Raw genomic sequence first — 16659 nt, 5'->3', positions numbered from 1 at the left:
CCGATCGAGGCCCGTCCGGAAGGCTTCACCACGGCGATTTCCGCAGGGCATCGCCACGGCCAAGGCCGTCTCGCCGAGCTGGAAACAACCCCCGCCGGTGATCCGAATTCAGGTACGGTCCTTGTCATGTCCTACATGTTCGTCCGTCTCCGGACCGCCTGAGAGCTCTGCCGCCGTCGTCACTCAGCGACCGGCGCCGGTCGAGGAACCCGCGGGGAGACCGCCACGGTCTCACCATTGCCCCGCGGGTGTCGCTCGGCCCTGCCCACCGACGCGCACTGCCTGCGGTGAGCGCTTCGACGGCGTGTGCTGCCCCTGACGGGTCGGCAGGCGCTGGTCGAACGCTGCCACCGGCGGGTGTGCGCCCGGCTCCGGGAATCGCGATGCGCCTGGCAACAGGTGTCTCCGTTTCCTCCCGCAGGTTTCGGCACGCTTCGGCGGCGCACCACGCAGGCATCGGCTTCTCCGCCATGCCCGCCCGGCCGCGCCGCCCACCGGACATAGGACTGACCCGTATGACATCTGTTCCCAGCCACTCCCCCGGCCCCCGGCAGGCGGGCGCCGCGGACGCCACGTTCGTGCTCGTGCACGGTTCGTGCTCCAGCTCGCTGATGTGGGCTCCCGTCCAGCGCGAGCTGGCGCTGCTCGGCCGTCGCAGCTTCGCCGTCGACCTTCCCGGGCACGGCTTCGACGCCCAGTACTCGGCCGCCTACCAGGCCCCGCAGGACCTCGAGGCATGGGCGGCCGAACCGTCCGGCCTCGCGAAAATCACCCTGCAGGACAACGTCGACATGGTCGTCGATGTCGTCCGGCGGGTGGCCGAGCACGGGCCGGTGGTCCTGGTCGGCGTCAGCCTCGGCGGCACCACCATCACCAGGGTCGGCAACACGATTCCCGACCTGGTGAACCGCCTGGTCTACATATCCGCCTGGTCGTGCGTGCAGCGCTCCAGCCCCGTCGAGTACATGCAGGAACCCGAATTCGGCGAGAACCTGCTGGGCCCGCTGTACGCGCTGAACGTCGGCGACCCCGCGAAGCTCGGCGTCGGCCGGGCCAACTACCGCACCGCCGACCCGCATCTGCTGGCCGCGCTCAAAGCGGCGATGATGGCCGACGGCACCGACGAGCAGTTCCGTACCTTCCTCAACACCTTGCAGCCGGACGAGTCGCTGGCGGTGATGACGGACGACGCACGCGGCCACGCCGACACCTGGGGCACCATCGCCCGCACCTACGTCCGTCTGGCCGACGACCGGACGCTGCCCGTGGCGATGCAGGACCGTCTGATCGCCGAATGCGACGCCCTGACCCCGGACAACCCCTACGACGTGCACACCCTGGACACCAGCCACGTCGGCTTCGTCCTCCAGCCGGCGGAACTCGCCCGCATCCTCGCTCAGCTGACCGTCTGACCCACCAGGAGGAGACCGCCGCCTGACGGACCAAGGGTGGCAGCCCGCAGCTGCCACCCTTGCCACGGACTTACCGTGCCGGATCTTGTGCACGGCTCCGGGCTGAAAACTGGTTGGACATCGCCTGCCGCCGAGGGTGAGCCTTGGCGGCATGCAGCAGGAGAAGATCTGGGACGCCGATGCCGCCGGGCGCTATGACACACCCGGTTCCGGCATGTTCGCGCCCGAGGTCCTGGAGCCGACCGTGGACCGGCTCGCCCAGCTCGCCGAGGGCGGAGCAGCGCTCGAGTTCGCCATCGGGACCGGCCGGGTAGCCGTCCCGCTCGCCGGGCGAGGGGTCCCCGTCACCGGCATCGAACTGTCGCCGCTGATGGTGGAACAACTGCGCACCAAGGCGGACGAAGCAACGATCCCCGTGTTCATGGGTGACATGGCGACCGCAGTCGCTCCGGGGAAGTACACCCTCGTCTACCTCGTGTTCAACACGATCTCCAACCTGCTCACTCAGGAGGAGCAGGTCCAGTGCTTCCGCAACGCCGCCCGCCATCTTGAGCCTGGAGGCCGGTTCGTGATCGAACTCTGGGTGCCCGACGTGCACAAGCTCCCGCCGGACCAGAAGGCCGTTGTCTGTCAGTCCGGGCCCGGACACATCAGTCTGGACACCTACGACGTCCTGACCCAGCACGTCGTCTCTCACCACTTCGACTTCGAAGAGGGCGAGCGAACCGCTGAGCTGTTCCAGAGCCCGCACCGCTACATCTGGCCATCGGAGCTCGACCTCATGGCGCAGCTCGCCGGGTTCGAACTGGAGACCCGGCATGCGGACTGGGCCGACGCCGAGTTCACCGCCGAGTCACGGTCCCATGTCTCCGTCTACCGCATCCCGCCCGCGCGGTAGCCCCGCACGCGTCCCTGGGATCCCGAGTCGCCTTCACCATTGTGACCGTCTTCTACTGCACCAAGTGCGCGACCGCGCTCACCGGGGGCCTGACAGCGCTCCCGGCCGTTCCGGACGTCGACGACCCTGATCGGGGCCGGGACAAGCAGACCGGCCGGGCTCTCTCCACCGTCCCCCGCGGGCGCTACGCCATCGACCCCGGCCCGTGGGGCGCCCCGTTCGTCCTCGCACCCGCGTCCCGCCACCGCGCCCGCGGCGCCGGGCGCGAACTGCTGCGGGCCGGCACCGAGGACACGGTCTCCGCCGGATGGCGCGACAGCCTCGTCGTCCACCCGGACGATGTCCTGCCACAGCTGCAACCCTTCACACTCGGGGACAACTGGCTCGGGTGCTGTGGCCCCACCGGGGCGCACGGCCCCAACCTGGCCTGCTCCTGCGGCTCACGTCTGGCCACCTGGGCCGCCGACTGCATGGGCCCGAACGAACTTCATCTCGACCGCGTCCGCGTCTACGCCTGGCAGCAGGACAGGCCCGCGGACGGCCGTTGACGAACGGGCAGGCTGTGTCGCTATTTCGGATCGCGGTTGAACTGGGCCATCGACCAGCGGTAGCCGAGCGCCGTCAGGCCGAGACACCAGGCCAGGGCGATCCACCCGTTGTTGCCGATCTCGGTGCCCAGCAGCAGGCCGCGCAGGGTCTCGATGGCGGGTGTGAAGGGCTGGTACTCGGCAATCGGCCGGAACCAGCCCGGCATGGTGCCCGCCGGGATGAAGGCGCTGGAGATGAGCGGCAGGAGGATCAGGGGTTGTGCGCTGTTGGCGGCCGCTTCGGCGTTCGGGCTGGCCATACCGATGCCGACCGCGATCCAGGTGAAGGCCAGGGAGAACAGCACGAGCAGCCCGAAGGCGGCCAGCCACTCCAGGGGTGTGGCGTCGGTGGCTCGGAAGCCGATGGCCAGGGCGACGGCGCCGACCAGGACCACACTGGCCAGGCACTGCAACACGCTGCCGACGACATGTCCGATGACCATCGAGCCGCGGTGGATGTCCATGGTGCGGAAGCGGGCGATGAGGCCCTCGCTCATGTCCATGGAGATGTGTACGGCGGCTCCGATCACGGTGGAGCCGATGGTCATCAGCAGGATGCCGGGGACGATGTAGGCGATGTAGTCGGAGCGGTCGGCTCCTCGGCCGCCGATGCCCGTGCTCATCACGTCACCGAAGATGTAGACGAAGAGCAGCAGCAACATGATCGGTGCAAGCAGCAGGTTCAAGGTGCCGGACGGATAGCGCAGGGCGTGCAGGAGGTTGCGGCGCAGCATCGTGTTCGAGTCGCGCACGGCGAGGGACAGGGCACTCATCGGACGTTCTCCTGGGTCTGGTCGGCGAGGCGGGAGGGGCCGGTGAGGGCGAAGAAGACGTCGTCGAGGTCGGGGGTGTGCACGGTGAGTTCGTCGGCCTCGATCCCGGCCGCGTCCAGCCAGTCCAGGATGGAGCGCAGTTCGCGCTGGCTGCCGTCGCTGGGGATCTGCAGGGCCAGGGTTTCGTCGTCCCGGGTGGCCTCGCGCAGGTCGCGGGCGGCCGCCTGGTAGGCGGCCGGGTCGGTGAAGCGGAGCCGGACGTGTCCGCCGGGGATCATCCGCTTGAGTTCCTCGGCGGTGCCCTCGGCGGCGATCCTGCCCTCGTTCAACACCGCGATGCGGTCGGCGAGTTCGTCGGCCTCCTCCAGGTACTGGGTGGTGAGGAAGACGGTGACGCCGTCGGTGACGAGTTCGCGGATGATGCCCCACATGTTGTGGCGGCTGCGCGGGTCGAGGCCGGTGGTCGGCTCGTCCAGGAAGATGATCCGTGGGCGGCCGACCAGGGTCATGGCGATGTCCAGGCGGCGCTTCATGCCGCCGGAGTAGGTGGACGCGGGCTTCTTCGAGGCGTCCACCAGGTCGAACCGCTCCAGGAGTTCGGCGGCGGCGCGCTTGCCCTCGCTCTTGGACAGATGGTGCAGGTCCGCCATGAGAAGCATGTTCTCCTCGCCAGTGATCAGCCCGTCGACGGCGGAGAACTGGCCGGTGACACCGATCGCCGCACGGGCCGCCTGTGGGTCGGTGGCCAGGTCGTGCCCGCCGACGTGCAGGTCGCCGGCGTCGGCGGTGACGAGCGTGGAGAGGATCTTCACGGCGGTGGTCTTGCCCGCACCGTTCGGGCCGAGCAGTGCGAACACGGACCCGGCCGGGACGTGCAGATCTATGCCGCCGAGGACGGTCTTGTCACCGTATGCCTTGTGCAGACCGACGGCAGAGACGGCGGCCGGCGCAGCGAGGCCACCGGTCGCTTTGGTAGTGGACATGACAGATGAAGGCATGGGGATCTCCCGATATGAGCGGACGTGGCTGCGGGGGCGGGGCGGGCTCGGCCCGGTGCACGGAGCGCTTTCCCCGCGCACCCTCTCGCCGTTGCTGACCTCACCCAAGGATCGGCGAGGCCTGACGGCCGATCAACGACAGGTTGGGCCGCGACAGTTAACCTGCGAGTTAACAGTCGACGGAATGCCGATGCCGGGGGAACGCATGGAGCTGCGGGAGATAGAGATCTTTCTGGTGCTGGCCGAGGAGCTGCATTTCGGCCGTACGGCAGACCGCCTGCATGTCACTCCGGCCCGTGTCAGCCAGGCCGTCAAGAAGCAGGAACGCGCCCTTGGTGCCGAGCTTTTCAAACGGACCAGCCGCAGCGTGCAACTGACGTCGATCGGCGTTCAGCTGAAAGAGGGCTTGTCCACCGGCTATCAGCAGATCCAGGAAAGCCTGGCCGCCGCAGCCGCAGCGGGCAGAACCTTCACCGGCGAACTCCGCGTCGGCTACTCGGCCGCTTGGTGCGGGAACCTGGTCGTGACGGCCGCCGACACCTTCCGGACCCGTCACCCGCACAGCACGATCAGGTTTCTGAACTTCCAGATGGATGACCCTCTCACGCCCTTGCGTGACGGCAACTGTGACCTCCAGCTGACCGAGTTGCCGATCGACGAGCCCGACATCGTCAACGGCCCCGTGCTCTTCACCGAGCCCCGCGCACTCATGGTGCCCGCCGCCCAACCGTTCGCCGAGCGCAGCACCGTCTCTCTGGAGGACCTGGCCGAAGTCCCCCTGATCGCGGTCACCAACCAGCCTCAGTACTTCCTCGACCTGCACTATCCGCACCGCACCCCTTCGGGGCGCACCATTCCCCGCGGACCGTCCGCCACAGCCTGGCAGGATGTGCTGGCCCTGGTCGGCGCGGGAAAGGGAGTCTCCCCCACGTCTCTCCGGGCAGCGCGCTACTACTCCCGCCCGGACATCGTCTACGTGCCCTTCCGTGACGCCCCGCCCGTGCAGTACGGCCTGACGTGGCCTGCCTCAGGAAACACACCGCATGTACGCGCGTTCGTCCAGGCCATGCTCGACGCAGGTGGCCCTCTCCAACCGCCCGGACCCGCGGCGGGTGCGAAGTAGACAAGGCCGGCCGCGGCACCGGCCGGAGAGACCCAGCGTCAGCCGGCCTCCCCGCCTACGAGGCGAGAGCCGCTCATGAGGCGAGAGCAGCGGCGAGCTCGCCCGGCCTGGCGGCGAAAGGGCTGTGGCTGCCGGGCAGGGTACGTACGGTGAACTGGTTGTGGGGAAAGGCCCGGTCGGCCTCCGCGATCATCAGGTCCTGGGCGGCCGGTGCCAGCGCCCGGTCCTCGGCGCAGCGCAGGAAGGTTCGCGGGACCCGTCCCCACCGTGCTGCGGTCAGCGTGACCGGGGACGTCGGGATCGCCAGTGGAAGATCGGGGCTCAGCGCGGACCGCCACCGGTCGAAGCGGTCCACGGGAGTGTCGTGGTAGTGGGTCTCGCGCAGTTCGTCGAGGTAGGCGGGATCCGTTGAGAGCGGATTGATCCGTACGGCGCCCAGGGCCGCGGAGTCTCCGAGGTTCAGGTTCCGGCCCAGCGCGATGGCGTTCTCGGGTGAGCCCAAGTAGTCGAAGAACCGTTGGCGCCCGCCAGGGACAAACGCGGACAGATAGACGATCCGGTCCACCAACTCGGGCGCCCGCTCCGCGGCCAGGGACGCGGGACCGCCGCCCGCGCTGTGCGCGACGAGCACGACAGTGCGGTGATGGCGCACCTGGAGCAGGACGCTCATTACTGCTTCGGCGCAGTCGTCCATCGTCACAGTGGCGAGCCGCGACTTCTCGGTCAGCAGGCCGGGCTGGCCGGGCAGCAGGTAACCGGTGGGCAGAGGTGCGTCGAAACCGTGCCCCGGCAGGTCGACGGCCACGCTCGCGGCGCCGAGGCCGGCCAGCGCGCGCTGCGTCGCCGCCCACTGTCCGGAGCCGTGCCAGGCCCCGTGCACGAAGACGAAGACGGTGCCAGTCGGAGATGCGTTCTTCATGGCCCCATTCCAGTCAGGAACCACAGCGCCATCCACTCATAGATCTGGCAAGTGGAATGGCAATATCTTTGAGGTATCGCCAAATGCGGCAAGGCGACGATGAGATGGAGGGCAGCACGTGGAAGCGCGGCATCTGCGGTACGCGGTTGCTCTCGCCGAGCACGCACACTTCGGCCGGGCGGCCACCGCGCTGGGCATCGCCCAGCCTCCGCTGTCCAAGCAGATCGCCGACCTGGAGCGCGAGGTCGGGGCCCGGCTGTTCGACCGCACCCGTCAGGGGGTGTTCCCGACCGCCGCCGGCGAGGCGTTTCTCGCACGGGCGCGCCGGGCCCTCGACGAGATCGCGGCGGCCTCGGTCGACGCGGGCCGGGCCGCGCGCGGCGAGACGGGCCGGCTGCGCCTCGGCTTCATCGCCTCGGCACTGCTCGACCCGCTGCCCGACGTCCTGCGCCGGTTCGGCCGCGAACGGCCCGACGTACGCCTCGAGTTGCACGAGATGTCGACCAGCCGCAGCAGCACGGCTCTCGTCGCCGGGGAACTGGACGTGGCCATCACCCTCGGCCCGCCACGGGGTGCCGGGGCCGAGCATCTCGTCTCCGTCCCGATCGGGCACGACCACGTCATCGCCGTGGTGAGCACCGCGCACCCCTACGCGGGTCAACCGGCTGTGAGCGTCGACCAGTTGCGACGGCAGCCCTTGATCGTGTCGGCGGGTGAGGACGAGCCCGCCGTCGTCGCCGGACTGCGGATTCTGCTCGGCGCGGACTCATCGGCCCTCGGCGGCGCGACCGTCGCGCGGGACGTCCACACGATCATCGGCCTCGCCGCCTCCGGCGTGGGCATCGGCCTCGGACCGTCCCGCATGAAGGCGGCCCCGCGTCCGGGAGCGTGGTTCTGCGAGGTGACGCCGCGCACGCCGCTGCCCGATCTCGTGCTGTCCTTCGCCGCCCGCGACCACTCCCCCGTGCTGAGCGCCTTCCTCGACACCATTCGGAAGAACTGCCCCGATGTCGGCGCCGCGCTCGACGACCGGCTCCGGCCCCCTGCCTGATGCGGGGCCGGTCGTCCCGGCCGCCTGCCGTGCATCACCCCCGTAACAAAATGATCCACTTCCTTGTGCGGGCCGCGTCCACGCCCGTGAAGTGGGCTGATGCACTTTCCGACAGCAGGCGGTCCGTTCGTCCGCCACCTGCGCATGTGGCACGCCGTACCGGCCTTCCTCGTAGTGGTGGCGGTGGTGGCGTTCCTCGTTCTCCTCCCGTCCGACGGCGCGCGCCCGGTGCCCGGCAGCCCCTGCCGGGCGGTCGATTCGGCGCGCGAGGACCCGCCCGCGACCTCCGACCTCGACGGGGACGGCTCCGCCGATCTGGTGCACGAGATCTCCGGGTCGTCGAAGGTCGATGTGGTCGTCGTGCCCGGCTCCGAGCAGGGCCCGGACCACGACCGCACGACCGTCCTCACCCAGGACGACCTCGGTGTGCCGGACGACATCCAGGTGAGCGACGAGGGGTGGCAGCCCACGGTCGCCGACCTGGACGAGGACGGCCACGCCGACCTCGTCGTCAGCAGCGCGGCCCAGATCGTGTGGGGAGGCGCCAAGGGCCCGCAGGCCGACGGGCCGCACGGGCGCGTCCGTCTGCCGGGCGACGGATATCAGACCGCGCCGATCGCCGGCGATTTCGACGGGGACGGCCACACCGACCTCGCGGCCTACAGGGACTCGAGCGAGGACCAGGCGGTAGTTGTTCTCCACGGACCGTTCAAGCGGTCCGGCGCCCCCGCCCGGACCGCGGAGATCCCCAGCCCGGTCAGTGAGGGCGCGGCACCCATGCTGGCCGCCGGGGACGCGAACGACGACCGCGCCACCGATCTCGCCATCTACGACTCCCCGTACGATCCGCCCCTGCTGTTCACCGGCGGCGCCCGTACCCGCAGCGGCCTGAGCGAGGAGCCCGAGCGGCTGCCGGAGGGCGAGAACATCGTCTTCGGTGACTTCGACGGCGACGGGCGCCACGACGTCGCCGTCGGCCGGAGCTTCGTCGACAGCTACGACGAGGTCGACACACCCGACCGGCGCGGCCAGGTCAGCGTCCGTTACGGGAAGGAGCCGGGCAAGTGGGTCACCATCGAGGGCGGCGACCCGAAGGAGGGCTTCGGCAGCCGGCTCGCCGCCGGCGACTTCAACGGCGACGGCTGCGACGACCTGGCCGTACAGCTCACCAAGAAGAAGGAGGCTGGGGACGCGCGGTTCGAGGTGCTGCGGGGCGGCTCCGAACACGGGCTCGGGTCGAAGCCCTGGCGCGCCACCAAGCGCTCCGTGCCGGGTGACGACGGCCCCGCCGACGGCGCGCTCATGGCCGTCGACGACTGGGACCGCGACGGCCGCGCCGAACTGGCCCTTTTCGGCGGGTCCCGATGGTGGATCACCGACGGCACGGACCGCGACGAGGCATCCTTCCCGCTCGCCCCCGGCAAGGACCAAGCTTCATAGGCACGTGCTCGTCGTCCCGGCTATGAAGTCCTGGGCCGTCGGCGGGGCCGGAGGTCACCGACCGTCTCCCGGAAGGGACTGCGCCTCGGGGGCCAGCACCGCCGCCAGGCCTTCTTGCAGGTCCCTGACGAAAAGTTCGGGGACCTCCAGCGACGGGAAGTGTCCCCCTCTTTCGGGCAGGCTCCATCGGACGATCTGTCGGTACCGTTCCTGCGCCCAGGGGCGTGGACACTTCTCGACGTCGCGGGGATACATGGTGAGGGCCGACGGGACGTCGACCCGAAGTTCGGGGTCGAGCGAGTTGTGGCTCTCGTAGTAGATGCGGGCCGCCGACGCGCCGGTCCGTGTCAGCCAGTACAGGGTGACGTCGTCAAGGATTCTGTCTATGGAGATCGTTTCGAACGGGCTGTCCTCGGTGTCCGACCACTCGGCGAACTTGTCGAGGATCCAGGCAAGAAGGCCGACCGGTGAGTCGACGAGCGAGTAGCCGATGGTCTGCGGCCGGGTCGCCTGCTGCTTCGCGTACGCCGCGCGGTGGCTCCAGAAGGCGCGCGTGTCCTCGGCCCATTCGCGCTCGGCCTCCGTCAGCCCGTCCGTGGTCAACCCGGGCGGCCCCTCCGCGAAGGTGGTGTGGATGCCGAGAACGTGGGCCGGGAACCTGCCACCGAGAACCGTGGTGATATTGCCTCCCCAGTCGCCGCCGTGGGCTGCGAACTTGCCGTAGCCGAGCCTTCCCATCAGCTCCACCCAGGCTGCCGCGATCTTCTCGGTCCCCCACCCGGTCGTGGTCGGCTTGTCGCTGTAACCGAAGCCAGGGAGCGACGGGACCACGACGTGGAACGCCGGCGCGTCCGCTTCTTCCGGATCCGCCAGTTCGTCCACGACATCGATGAACCGCACGATGCTGTCCGGCCAGCCGTGGTTCAGGAGCAGAGGAGTGGCGTCCGCGCGCGCCGACCGTCGGTGCAGGAAGTGGATGCCCAGATCGTCGATGGTCGTGCGGAACTGGCCGATCCGGTCGAGGCGCTCTTCGAACGACCGCCAGTCGTACCCGGTGCGCCAGTAGTGCACGACCTCGACGAGGTCGGCGAGAGGGACGCCCTGCTCCCACCGGCGCCGGCCGGGCGCGGCGCGATGGACCGTCTCGGCCTCCGGCAGCCGCGCCGCGGCCAGTCGCGCGCGCAGATCGTCGAGGTCGGCGTCGGATGCGTGGGCTTCAAAGGCTTGTACGTCGCTGGATGGACGGGGCATGAGACCTCCTGGCCATTGCGGAACCGGCTAAGGCGGTTCTAGCAGCTCCTTCAGCCGGGCCGCAACCGGCTAAGGTGGTTCCATGCGTGCTGAGTTTCCCGACTTCCGTCTCGGTAAGGTGCTGGCGACCAGCTTCACGGGGACTCTGTCGGAGCGTCATGGAGACGCCGTGGAGCGCATTCCCACGCCGCACCGACTCGTCGACTGGCTGGCGGTGAGCGGCCTCGCCGTAGACTCCTGCACCGCGGCCCAGCTCGATCTCGCCCGCGAACTGAGGGAGTCGGTCCACGCAGCCGCGACAGCAGCCGCGCTCCAGGAGGTCCTTCCGGCATCGGCCGTCCGCGTCATCAACGACTTCAGCGCCCAGGGCCGGGCCGCGGCGGTCCTGACGCCCGAGGGCGAGCGGCGGTGGCGGCTCCATTCGGCTTCTGGCGTCGAGGATGCCCTCAGCGTGATCGCCGCCGACGCGATCAGCATCATCGCGGGCGAACGAGACGGCAGATTGGCCCTGTGCGCCTCACCGACCTGCCGGGCCGCCTTCTTCGACACCAGCCAGAGCCGCACCCGCAGATGGTGCGACATGAACACGTGCGGGAACCGTCAGAAGAAGGCGCGCTTCAACGCCGCCCGGAACACCTGAGCGTCAGATGGTGCCGAGGTCGCGGTCCTCGGTCTCGGGCAGCGCCAGGACGCACAGCGGGGAGAGCAGGGCCATGCCGCTCATGCCGAGCGGCCGGCGCCCGGCGTTGATGCCGATCACCAGCCGTCGCCGGGCGCCCGGTTCCGGCTGCTCGGCGACCCTGACGACCTCCTCGCCGGACCGGACGCGCTGGTAGACCCCCAGCCGCCGCAGCAGCGCCAGGTACGGCTCCGGGCGGCTGCGGCCGAGGATGGAGCGGCGGCGCAGTCCGTCGGCCTCGTCACCGCAACCTGCGTACGCCACCACGCGGTGGGCGCCGTCCTCGACGCTGACCACGCCCTGGGTGAGCGTCGCGCCGGCGAGGAACTGCCGGAGGCGGTGCGCGCGGCGGCCGAGGAGCCCGGGGTGATCGTGCTCGGGCTGCCGCGTGGGCTGCGCTGGAACCGTGCCGAGGCGGAGATACGGGTGGCCCTGGCGGCACCCGGTGTCGGTCACCCCGAGAGGGCAGATGCCGCAGCTGTCATCCCAGCGGGGTCGTCCGGCTTCGGTCCTCACCCGGAGCGCTGTTCTCGCAGGTCGCGGGTCTTGACGCCGATGAGGAGCAGGGCCACGGCGAGCAGGATGACGGCGGCGCTGATCTGGAGCCCGAGGGCGAGGCTGCCGGTCTCGGCCTGGATGAAGCCGAGCAGGGACGGGGATGCGGCCGCGGCGAACGAACCCATCGAGGTGACGAATGCGATGCCGGTGGCGGCGGCGCGCTCGCCGAAGTAGATCGAGGGGATCGAGTAGAAGACGGTGAGCCCGGAGTAGTGGGCGGCGGCCATGACGGCCAGGAGGACGATGGCCACGACGACGTTCCCGTCCGTCAGCGAGAGCGCCACCATCGCGCAGGCCGCCACCGTCCAGCTCAGCGCGGCGTGCCAGCGGCGTTCCAGGGTGCGGTCGGAGTGCCGTCCCACGATCTGCATGACGACGATGCCGAGCAGGGGCGGCAGAGCGGAGAAGAAGCCCAGGTTCAGGACGTCGCCCACGCCCGCGTCGGCGATGATGCGCGGGGTCCAGAAGGACACGGCGTTGGCGAGTGTGTAGGCGCCGCAGGCGCACAGACCGATGATCCACACCTTGGGGTCGCGAAGCGCTGCCAGCAGGCCGCCGTGGCTCTTGACCTCGCCGGTCTTGCGTTGCTGGTCGGCGACCAGGTCGGCTCGCACGGCGGCCTTCTGGGCCGGCGACAGCCAGCGGGCCTGCTCCGGCTGGTCGACGAGCCAGTAGAGGACGGCGACGGCGAGCAGGAGCGGGGGAATGCCTTCCACGATGAACAGCCACTGCCAGTCGGCGAGCCCGGCCACGCCGCCGAAGGCGTGCATGATCCAGCCGGACATCAGGGAACCCAGCACGCCGGAGACGGGCACGCCCGCGAAGAACACGGCGGTCATGCGGGTGCGCCGCGCGGAGGGGAACCAGCACGACAGGAAGTACAGCGCCCCGGGGAAGAAGCCGGCCTCGGCGACGCCGAGCAGGAACCGGGCGACGTAGAAGGTGACCTCGTTCTGGACGAGCGCCGTGGCGACGGTGACGACGCCCCAGGACGCCATGATCCGCACGAGGGTCCGGCGGGCGCCGAACCGGGCGAGCAGACTCGCGCTCGGCACCTCGAAGACGATGAAGCCGACGAAGAACAGCGTCACCCCGAGGCCGTAGACGGCGGAGCCGAAGCCGAGGTCGCGTTCGAGACCCTGCTCGGCGATGCCGATGTTGGTGCGGTCGATGAAGCTGACGACGTAACAGATGACGAGCAGCGGCATCACGCGCCAGGCGATGGTGCGGTAGGTCGCCGCACGGTCGATGGACGAGGTGTCGGCCGGCGGTGTTTTCGAGAGCTCGGTCGAGGTGGAGGGGTCGACCACGATGTACGACTCCTTGCGTGAAGTGAGGGGGGCGCGAAAGACCGCGGCCAGTGCGAGTCTCGACCTCGCTTGTTGATAAAGTCAACACTTTGGAGAGAGTCGCCGGCGATAGCATGACCCTCATGCTGAAGCGTGAGGATGGCGGAGACCTCGTCCCGATCTCCGAACTGTTGTCCTACAGACTGTCGCGCACGTCGTCGGCGCTGTCGCGCAGCGCGGCGCTGCGCTACCGGCGCGAGTTCGACGTCAGCCTCGGCGAGTGGCGCACGATCGCGCTGATCGCGGCCGATCCGACACTGACCCTCAACCGGCTGGCCCGCCGCGCCGGACTGGACAAGGCACAGATGAGCCGGGTGGTCAGAGGACTGGTGGAGCGGGGCCTGGTCGGCCGCACCGAGGGCTCGGGCCGCACCAGGCAACTCGCCCTGACGGAGGCCGGGGTGGTGCTGTACCGCGGCCTGATCGCGGCGGCCAACGAGCGGGACGACGTCTTCGCGGCCGCGTTGTCGCCGGAGGAGGCGGGTGCGCTGGGGCGAGCGCTGGAGAAGCTGGCCGATCTCGCACTGACCATGGAGCGGGAGGAACGTGAGCGCCTCGACGATGCCTAGGACGCCGACCAGGTGTTGACTTTATCAACACTCGGGGGGTAGTTCTGGTCGGGTCATCCACGAGGAGGTGGCTCGATGACCGACACGGTCACGATCTGCGAGTGCTTTGCCCGGGACGGTCTCCAGCACGAACCAGGGTTCGTGCCGACCGGCACCAAGATCAGCCTGCTGGATTCGTTCGCCGCGGCCGGCTTCCGCCGCATCGAGGCGACGAGCTACAGCCATCCGCGGTGGGTGCCCGCCTTCGCCGACGCCAGTGACGTGCTGGCGGGCATCGCCCACCGCCCCGGCGTGGCCTTCAAGGCGACCTGCCCCAACCCCAGGGCCGTACAGCGCGCCCTGGCCGATCTCGACCGGGGCACCGGCGCCGAGGAACTGAGCCTGCTGGTCTCCGCCAGCGAGAGCCACACGCAGCGCAATCTGCGCTCCACCCGCGAGGAGCAGTGGCAGCGGGTGGCGGAGATGGTGGAGCTGGCGGGCGGCCGGTTCCGGTTGATCGGCGTGGTGTCCGTCGCCTTCGGCTGCCCCTTCGAGGGACACGTCGACCCCGGCCGGGTGGCCGACGACGTAGCCCGCTTCGTCGAACTGGGTGCGGACGCCGTCACCCTGGGCGACACCACCGGCGTCGCCACCCCCGGCACCGTCACCGCGCTGTTCCGCCGTCTTGAGCGCGCCCATCCCGCGCTGCCGGTCATCGCCCACTTCCACAACACGCGCGGCACAGGTATCGCCAACGCGGTCGCCGCCCTGGAGGCGGGCTGCCGTCACTTCGACAGCGCCCTGGGCGGCGTCGGCGGTCACCCCTCACAGATCGGCTACGGCGCCGGCCTGACCGGCAACGTCTGCACCGAGGACCTGGTCAGCCTCCTCGACGCCATGGGTGTGGAGACCGGCATCGACCTCGACGCCCTGGCCATCGCCTCCCGGGCCTGCGAGGAAGCACTGGGCCGGCCGCTGTACAGCATGGTGGCCCGGGCCGGCTTCGACCGCGCAGGGGCCGCGTCCACCGCGCCCTGACCCGCCCGCCGCCGTCCCCGGCGCGACTCCCCCACCCCGCTCCGACCGAGGAGACCCCTTCGTGACCGTCACGACCAGCGGACAGCCGGCCGCCCCGAGCGAACCGGCCGCCGACGTGCTGCTCGTCGAGGACCGCGGCCCCGTCCGCGTCCTGACCCTGAACCGCCCCGACAAGCTCAACGCGCTGAACACCGACCTGACGCGGGCCCTGAGCGACGCACTCGCCGCGGCCGACAAGGACCCCGACGTCCGCGCCGTCGCCCTCACCGGCGCCGGCCGGGCCTTCTGCGCGGGCGCCGACCTCGACGAGTTCTCCGAACTCACCCCCGACCGGCCGGACGCCGTACTGGAACGGGCAGCCCTCACCGCCCGGCTCCAGACGCAGATGCAGCAGATGGGCACACCGGTCGTCTCGGCGGTACGCGGCGCCGCGGTGGGCGGCGGGGCCGGGCTTGCCATCGGCGCCGACATGGCCGTGGCGGGCACGGACCTGAAGTTCGGTTATCCCGAGCTGCGCCACTCGATCGTGCCCGCGCTGGTGATGACCGGGCTCCAGCGCCACCTGGGCCGCAAGCTCGCCTTCGAACTGGTCAGCACCGGCCGGCTGCTGAGTGCCGCCGAGGCCGCGGAGCACGGCCTGGTCAACCGTGTCATGGAACCGGACGACGTGCTGAGCGCCGCCCTGGAGATCGCCCAGCGCTGGGCGGCCGTTGAACCCCGCGCCCTCCACGCGGCCAAGGACCTCTTCTACCGCGTCGCCGACCTGCCCACCGAGGCCGCCGTACGGGCCGGACAGGACGTCAACGCGCTGATGCGGGGGTTCCGCCGATGACCGGGCAGCCCGCTCCCCGCCCGCTGGAGGGCATCACCGTCCTGGACTTCTCGCGCGTCCTCGCCGCCCCCATGGCCACCCAGATCCTCGCCGAACTCGGCGCCACCGTCGTCAAGGTGGAGCGGCCGGGCGGCGGCGACGAGACCCGCGGCTTCGAACCCCGCCTGCCCCACGGCGAGAGCGCCTACTTCTTCGCCTTCAACCGCGGCAAACGCTCCGTCACCCTCGACCTCAAGGACCCCCGCGGCCAGGATCTCGCCCGCCGCCTCGCCGCCCGCGCCGACGTCGTGGTCGAGAACTTCCTGCCCGGCGCCATGGACCGGCTCGGCCTCGGCTACGACGCGCTCGCCGCCGACAACCCCCGCCTGGTCTACGTATCGGCCACCGGCTTCGGGCAGAGCGGCCCCGACCGCACCCGGAAGGGATACGACACCGTCTTCCAGGCGCTGTCCGGCGTGATGGCGATGACCGGCGAACCCGACGGACCGCCCAGCAAGACCGGCATCCCGGTCGCCGACATGACCTCAGGGCTGTGGGTCGCCATCGCCGTACTCACCGGCCTCGCAGGGCGCGGTGTCACCGGCCGGGGCGGCCACTTCGACGTCTCGATGATGGACGTCCAGCTCAGTCTGCACGCACTCAACGCCGCCCGGCTCTTCGCCCTGGACGAGGACCCCGTACGCACCGGTACCCAGCACCCCGGCCGCGTCCCGTCCGCCGCCTTCGAGACGGCCGACGGCGGCTGGCTGCACATCAGCGGCAGCGACCAGCACTGGGCGCCCCTGTGCGCCGTCCTCGGCCTCGACGCCCTCGCCGCCGACCCCGAACTGCGGGAGAACGCCGGACGCGTCGCCCGGCGCGAGGACGTCATGACGGCCCTGCGCACGGCCATCGCCCGACGCGACCGCGACCCGCTGCTGAAGGAGCTGCTCGCCGCCGATGTCCCGGCCGGCGCGGTGCGCGGGGTCCGCGAGGCGCTGGCCGACCCGCACGCACAGGCCCGCGGCGTCGTCACCGAGTTCGAGCACCCCACCGAGGGCACGTTCCGCGCCCTGCGCACCCCGCTGCGCGAGACCGGCGGCGCCCCGCCCACGGCCGGCGCCCCGCCGCTGCTCGGAGCCGACACCGAGGACGTCCTCACCCATCTCGCCGGGCTCGACGGCGAGGAGATCGACGGGCTGCGCGAAGCGGGGGTGATCTGAG

General features: G+C 70.5%; 17 protein-coding genes. 11 read left to right on the top strand and 6 right to left on the bottom strand.

The window, feature by feature from the left end; all coding sequences use genetic code 11:
* Positions 1 to 515: 515 nt before the first annotated feature.
* The 3 genes from ABD366_RS32375 (at position 516) to ABD366_RS32365 (ending at position 2858) form a co-directional block, all read left to right on the top strand.
* Entirely contained in the window at positions 516 to 1412 is an 897-nt protein-coding gene (locus tag ABD366_RS32375) for an alpha/beta fold hydrolase (protein WP_324770975.1), read from the top strand.
* 151 nt (positions 1413 to 1563) lie between these two features.
* Complete coding sequence (locus ABD366_RS32370; RefSeq protein WP_324770977.1) at positions 1564 to 2310, top strand: class I SAM-dependent methyltransferase; 747 nt, start codon at positions 1564 to 1566, stop codon at positions 2308 to 2310.
* A 41-nt stretch (positions 2311 to 2351) separates the two neighbouring features.
* A complete protein-coding gene (locus tag ABD366_RS32365; protein WP_324770978.1) occupies positions 2352 to 2858 on the top strand; it encodes a hypothetical protein in 507 nt (168 codons plus the stop codon).
* Between the two features lie 20 nt (positions 2859 to 2878).
* On the opposite strand, the gene ABD366_RS32360 is transcribed toward ABD366_RS32365, so the two are convergent.
* Together ABD366_RS32360 and ABD366_RS32355 are read right to left on the bottom strand one after the other, a co-directional pair.
* On the bottom strand, positions 2879 to 3670 hold the full coding sequence (locus tag ABD366_RS32360) for an ABC transporter permease (RefSeq protein WP_324770979.1): 792 nt from the start codon (positions 3668 to 3670) through the stop codon (positions 2879 to 2881).
* On the bottom strand, positions 3667 to 4668 hold the full coding sequence (locus ABD366_RS32355; protein ID WP_344442958.1) for an ATP-binding cassette domain-containing protein: 1002 nt from the start codon (positions 4666 to 4668) through the stop codon (positions 3667 to 3669). Before ABD366_RS32355 ends, ABD366_RS32360 begins: the two co-directional genes overlap by 4 nt.
* A 205-nt stretch (positions 4669 to 4873) precedes the next feature.
* On the opposite strand from ABD366_RS32355, the gene ABD366_RS32350 reads away from it, so the two are divergent.
* The gene (locus tag ABD366_RS32350) at positions 4874 to 5791 is read left to right on the top strand and encodes a LysR family transcriptional regulator (RefSeq protein ID WP_324770982.1); all 918 of its coding nucleotides are present in this window, start codon (positions 4874 to 4876) and stop codon (positions 5789 to 5791) included.
* Between the two features lie 73 nt (positions 5792 to 5864).
* Here ABD366_RS32350 and ABD366_RS32345 read toward each other — a convergent pair whose 3' ends face one another.
* Positions 5865 to 6710 carry an alpha/beta hydrolase gene (locus ABD366_RS32345; protein ID WP_324770983.1) on the bottom strand — a complete coding sequence of 282 codons (846 nt, stop codon included), beginning with the start codon at positions 6708 to 6710 and terminating at the stop codon, positions 5865 to 5867.
* Between the two features lie 118 nt (positions 6711 to 6828).
* On the opposite strand from ABD366_RS32345, the gene ABD366_RS32340 reads away from it, so the two are divergent.
* Together ABD366_RS32340 and ABD366_RS32335 are read left to right on the top strand one after the other, a co-directional pair.
* Positions 6829 to 7761, top strand: coding sequence for a LysR family transcriptional regulator (locus tag ABD366_RS32340; RefSeq protein ID WP_324770984.1), 933 nt, complete (start codon positions 6829 to 6831; stop codon positions 7759 to 7761).
* Positions 7762 to 7860: 99 nt separating this feature from the next.
* On the top strand, positions 7861 to 9201 hold the full coding sequence (locus ABD366_RS32335; RefSeq protein ID WP_324770985.1) for an FG-GAP repeat domain-containing protein: 1341 nt from the start codon (positions 7861 to 7863) through the stop codon (positions 9199 to 9201).
* A 54-nt stretch (positions 9202 to 9255) separates the two neighbouring features.
* Here the strand turns inward: ABD366_RS32335 and ABD366_RS32330 are convergent, their stop codons facing one another.
* Positions 9256 to 10452 (bottom strand): epoxide hydrolase family protein, encoded by a 1197-nt coding sequence (locus tag ABD366_RS32330; RefSeq protein WP_324770986.1) that lies wholly within the window; start codon positions 10450 to 10452, stop codon positions 9256 to 9258.
* 82 nt (positions 10453 to 10534) lie between these two features.
* On the opposite strand from ABD366_RS32330, the gene ABD366_RS32325 reads away from it, so the two are divergent.
* Complete coding sequence (locus tag ABD366_RS32325) at positions 10535 to 11092, top strand: CGNR zinc finger domain-containing protein (RefSeq protein ID WP_324770988.1); 558 nt, start codon at positions 10535 to 10537, stop codon at positions 11090 to 11092.
* Positions 11093 to 11095: 3 nt separating this feature from the next.
* Here the strand turns inward: ABD366_RS32325 and ABD366_RS32320 are convergent, their stop codons facing one another.
* The gene (locus tag ABD366_RS32320) at positions 11096 to 11587 is read right to left on the bottom strand and encodes a hypothetical protein (protein WP_324770989.1); all 492 of its coding nucleotides are present in this window, start codon (positions 11585 to 11587) and stop codon (positions 11096 to 11098) included.
* Positions 11588 to 11643: 56 nt separating this feature from the next.
* Positions 11644 to 12999, bottom strand: coding sequence for an MFS transporter (locus ABD366_RS32315; RefSeq protein ID WP_324770990.1), 1356 nt, complete (start codon positions 12997 to 12999; stop codon positions 11644 to 11646).
* Positions 13000 to 13121: 122 nt separating this feature from the next.
* On the opposite strand from ABD366_RS32315, the gene ABD366_RS32310 reads away from it, so the two are divergent.
* The 4 genes from ABD366_RS32310 (at position 13122) to ABD366_RS32295 (ending at position 16658) form a co-directional block, all read left to right on the top strand.
* The gene (locus tag ABD366_RS32310; protein ID WP_324770991.1) at positions 13122 to 13607 is read left to right on the top strand and encodes a MarR family winged helix-turn-helix transcriptional regulator; all 486 of its coding nucleotides are present in this window, start codon (positions 13122 to 13124) and stop codon (positions 13605 to 13607) included.
* A 75-nt stretch (positions 13608 to 13682) separates the two neighbouring features.
* A complete protein-coding gene (locus ABD366_RS32305; protein ID WP_324770993.1) occupies positions 13683 to 14624 on the top strand; it encodes a hydroxymethylglutaryl-CoA lyase in 942 nt (313 codons plus the stop codon).
* A 61-nt stretch (positions 14625 to 14685) separates the two neighbouring features.
* Positions 14686 to 15456: an enoyl-CoA hydratase/isomerase family protein gene (locus tag ABD366_RS32300; RefSeq protein ID WP_324770994.1), complete on the top strand. Its 771-nt coding sequence runs from the start codon at positions 14686 to 14688 to the stop codon at positions 15454 to 15456.
* On the top strand, positions 15453 to 16658 hold the full coding sequence (locus ABD366_RS32295; RefSeq protein ID WP_324770996.1) for a CaiB/BaiF CoA transferase family protein: 1206 nt from the start codon (positions 15453 to 15455) through the stop codon (positions 16656 to 16658). The genes ABD366_RS32300 and ABD366_RS32295 overlap by 4 nt, the downstream gene beginning before the upstream one ends.
* The last annotated feature ends 1 nt before the right edge of the window (position 16659 follow it).

This window comes from Streptomyces kunmingensis (assembly GCF_039533535.1).
Classification (GTDB): Bacteria; Actinomycetota; Actinomycetes; order Streptomycetales; family Streptomycetaceae; genus Streptomyces; species Streptomyces kunmingensis.
Note: the sequence above shows the minus strand (reverse complement) of the source record. Positions and strands in the feature narration are given on the sequence as shown.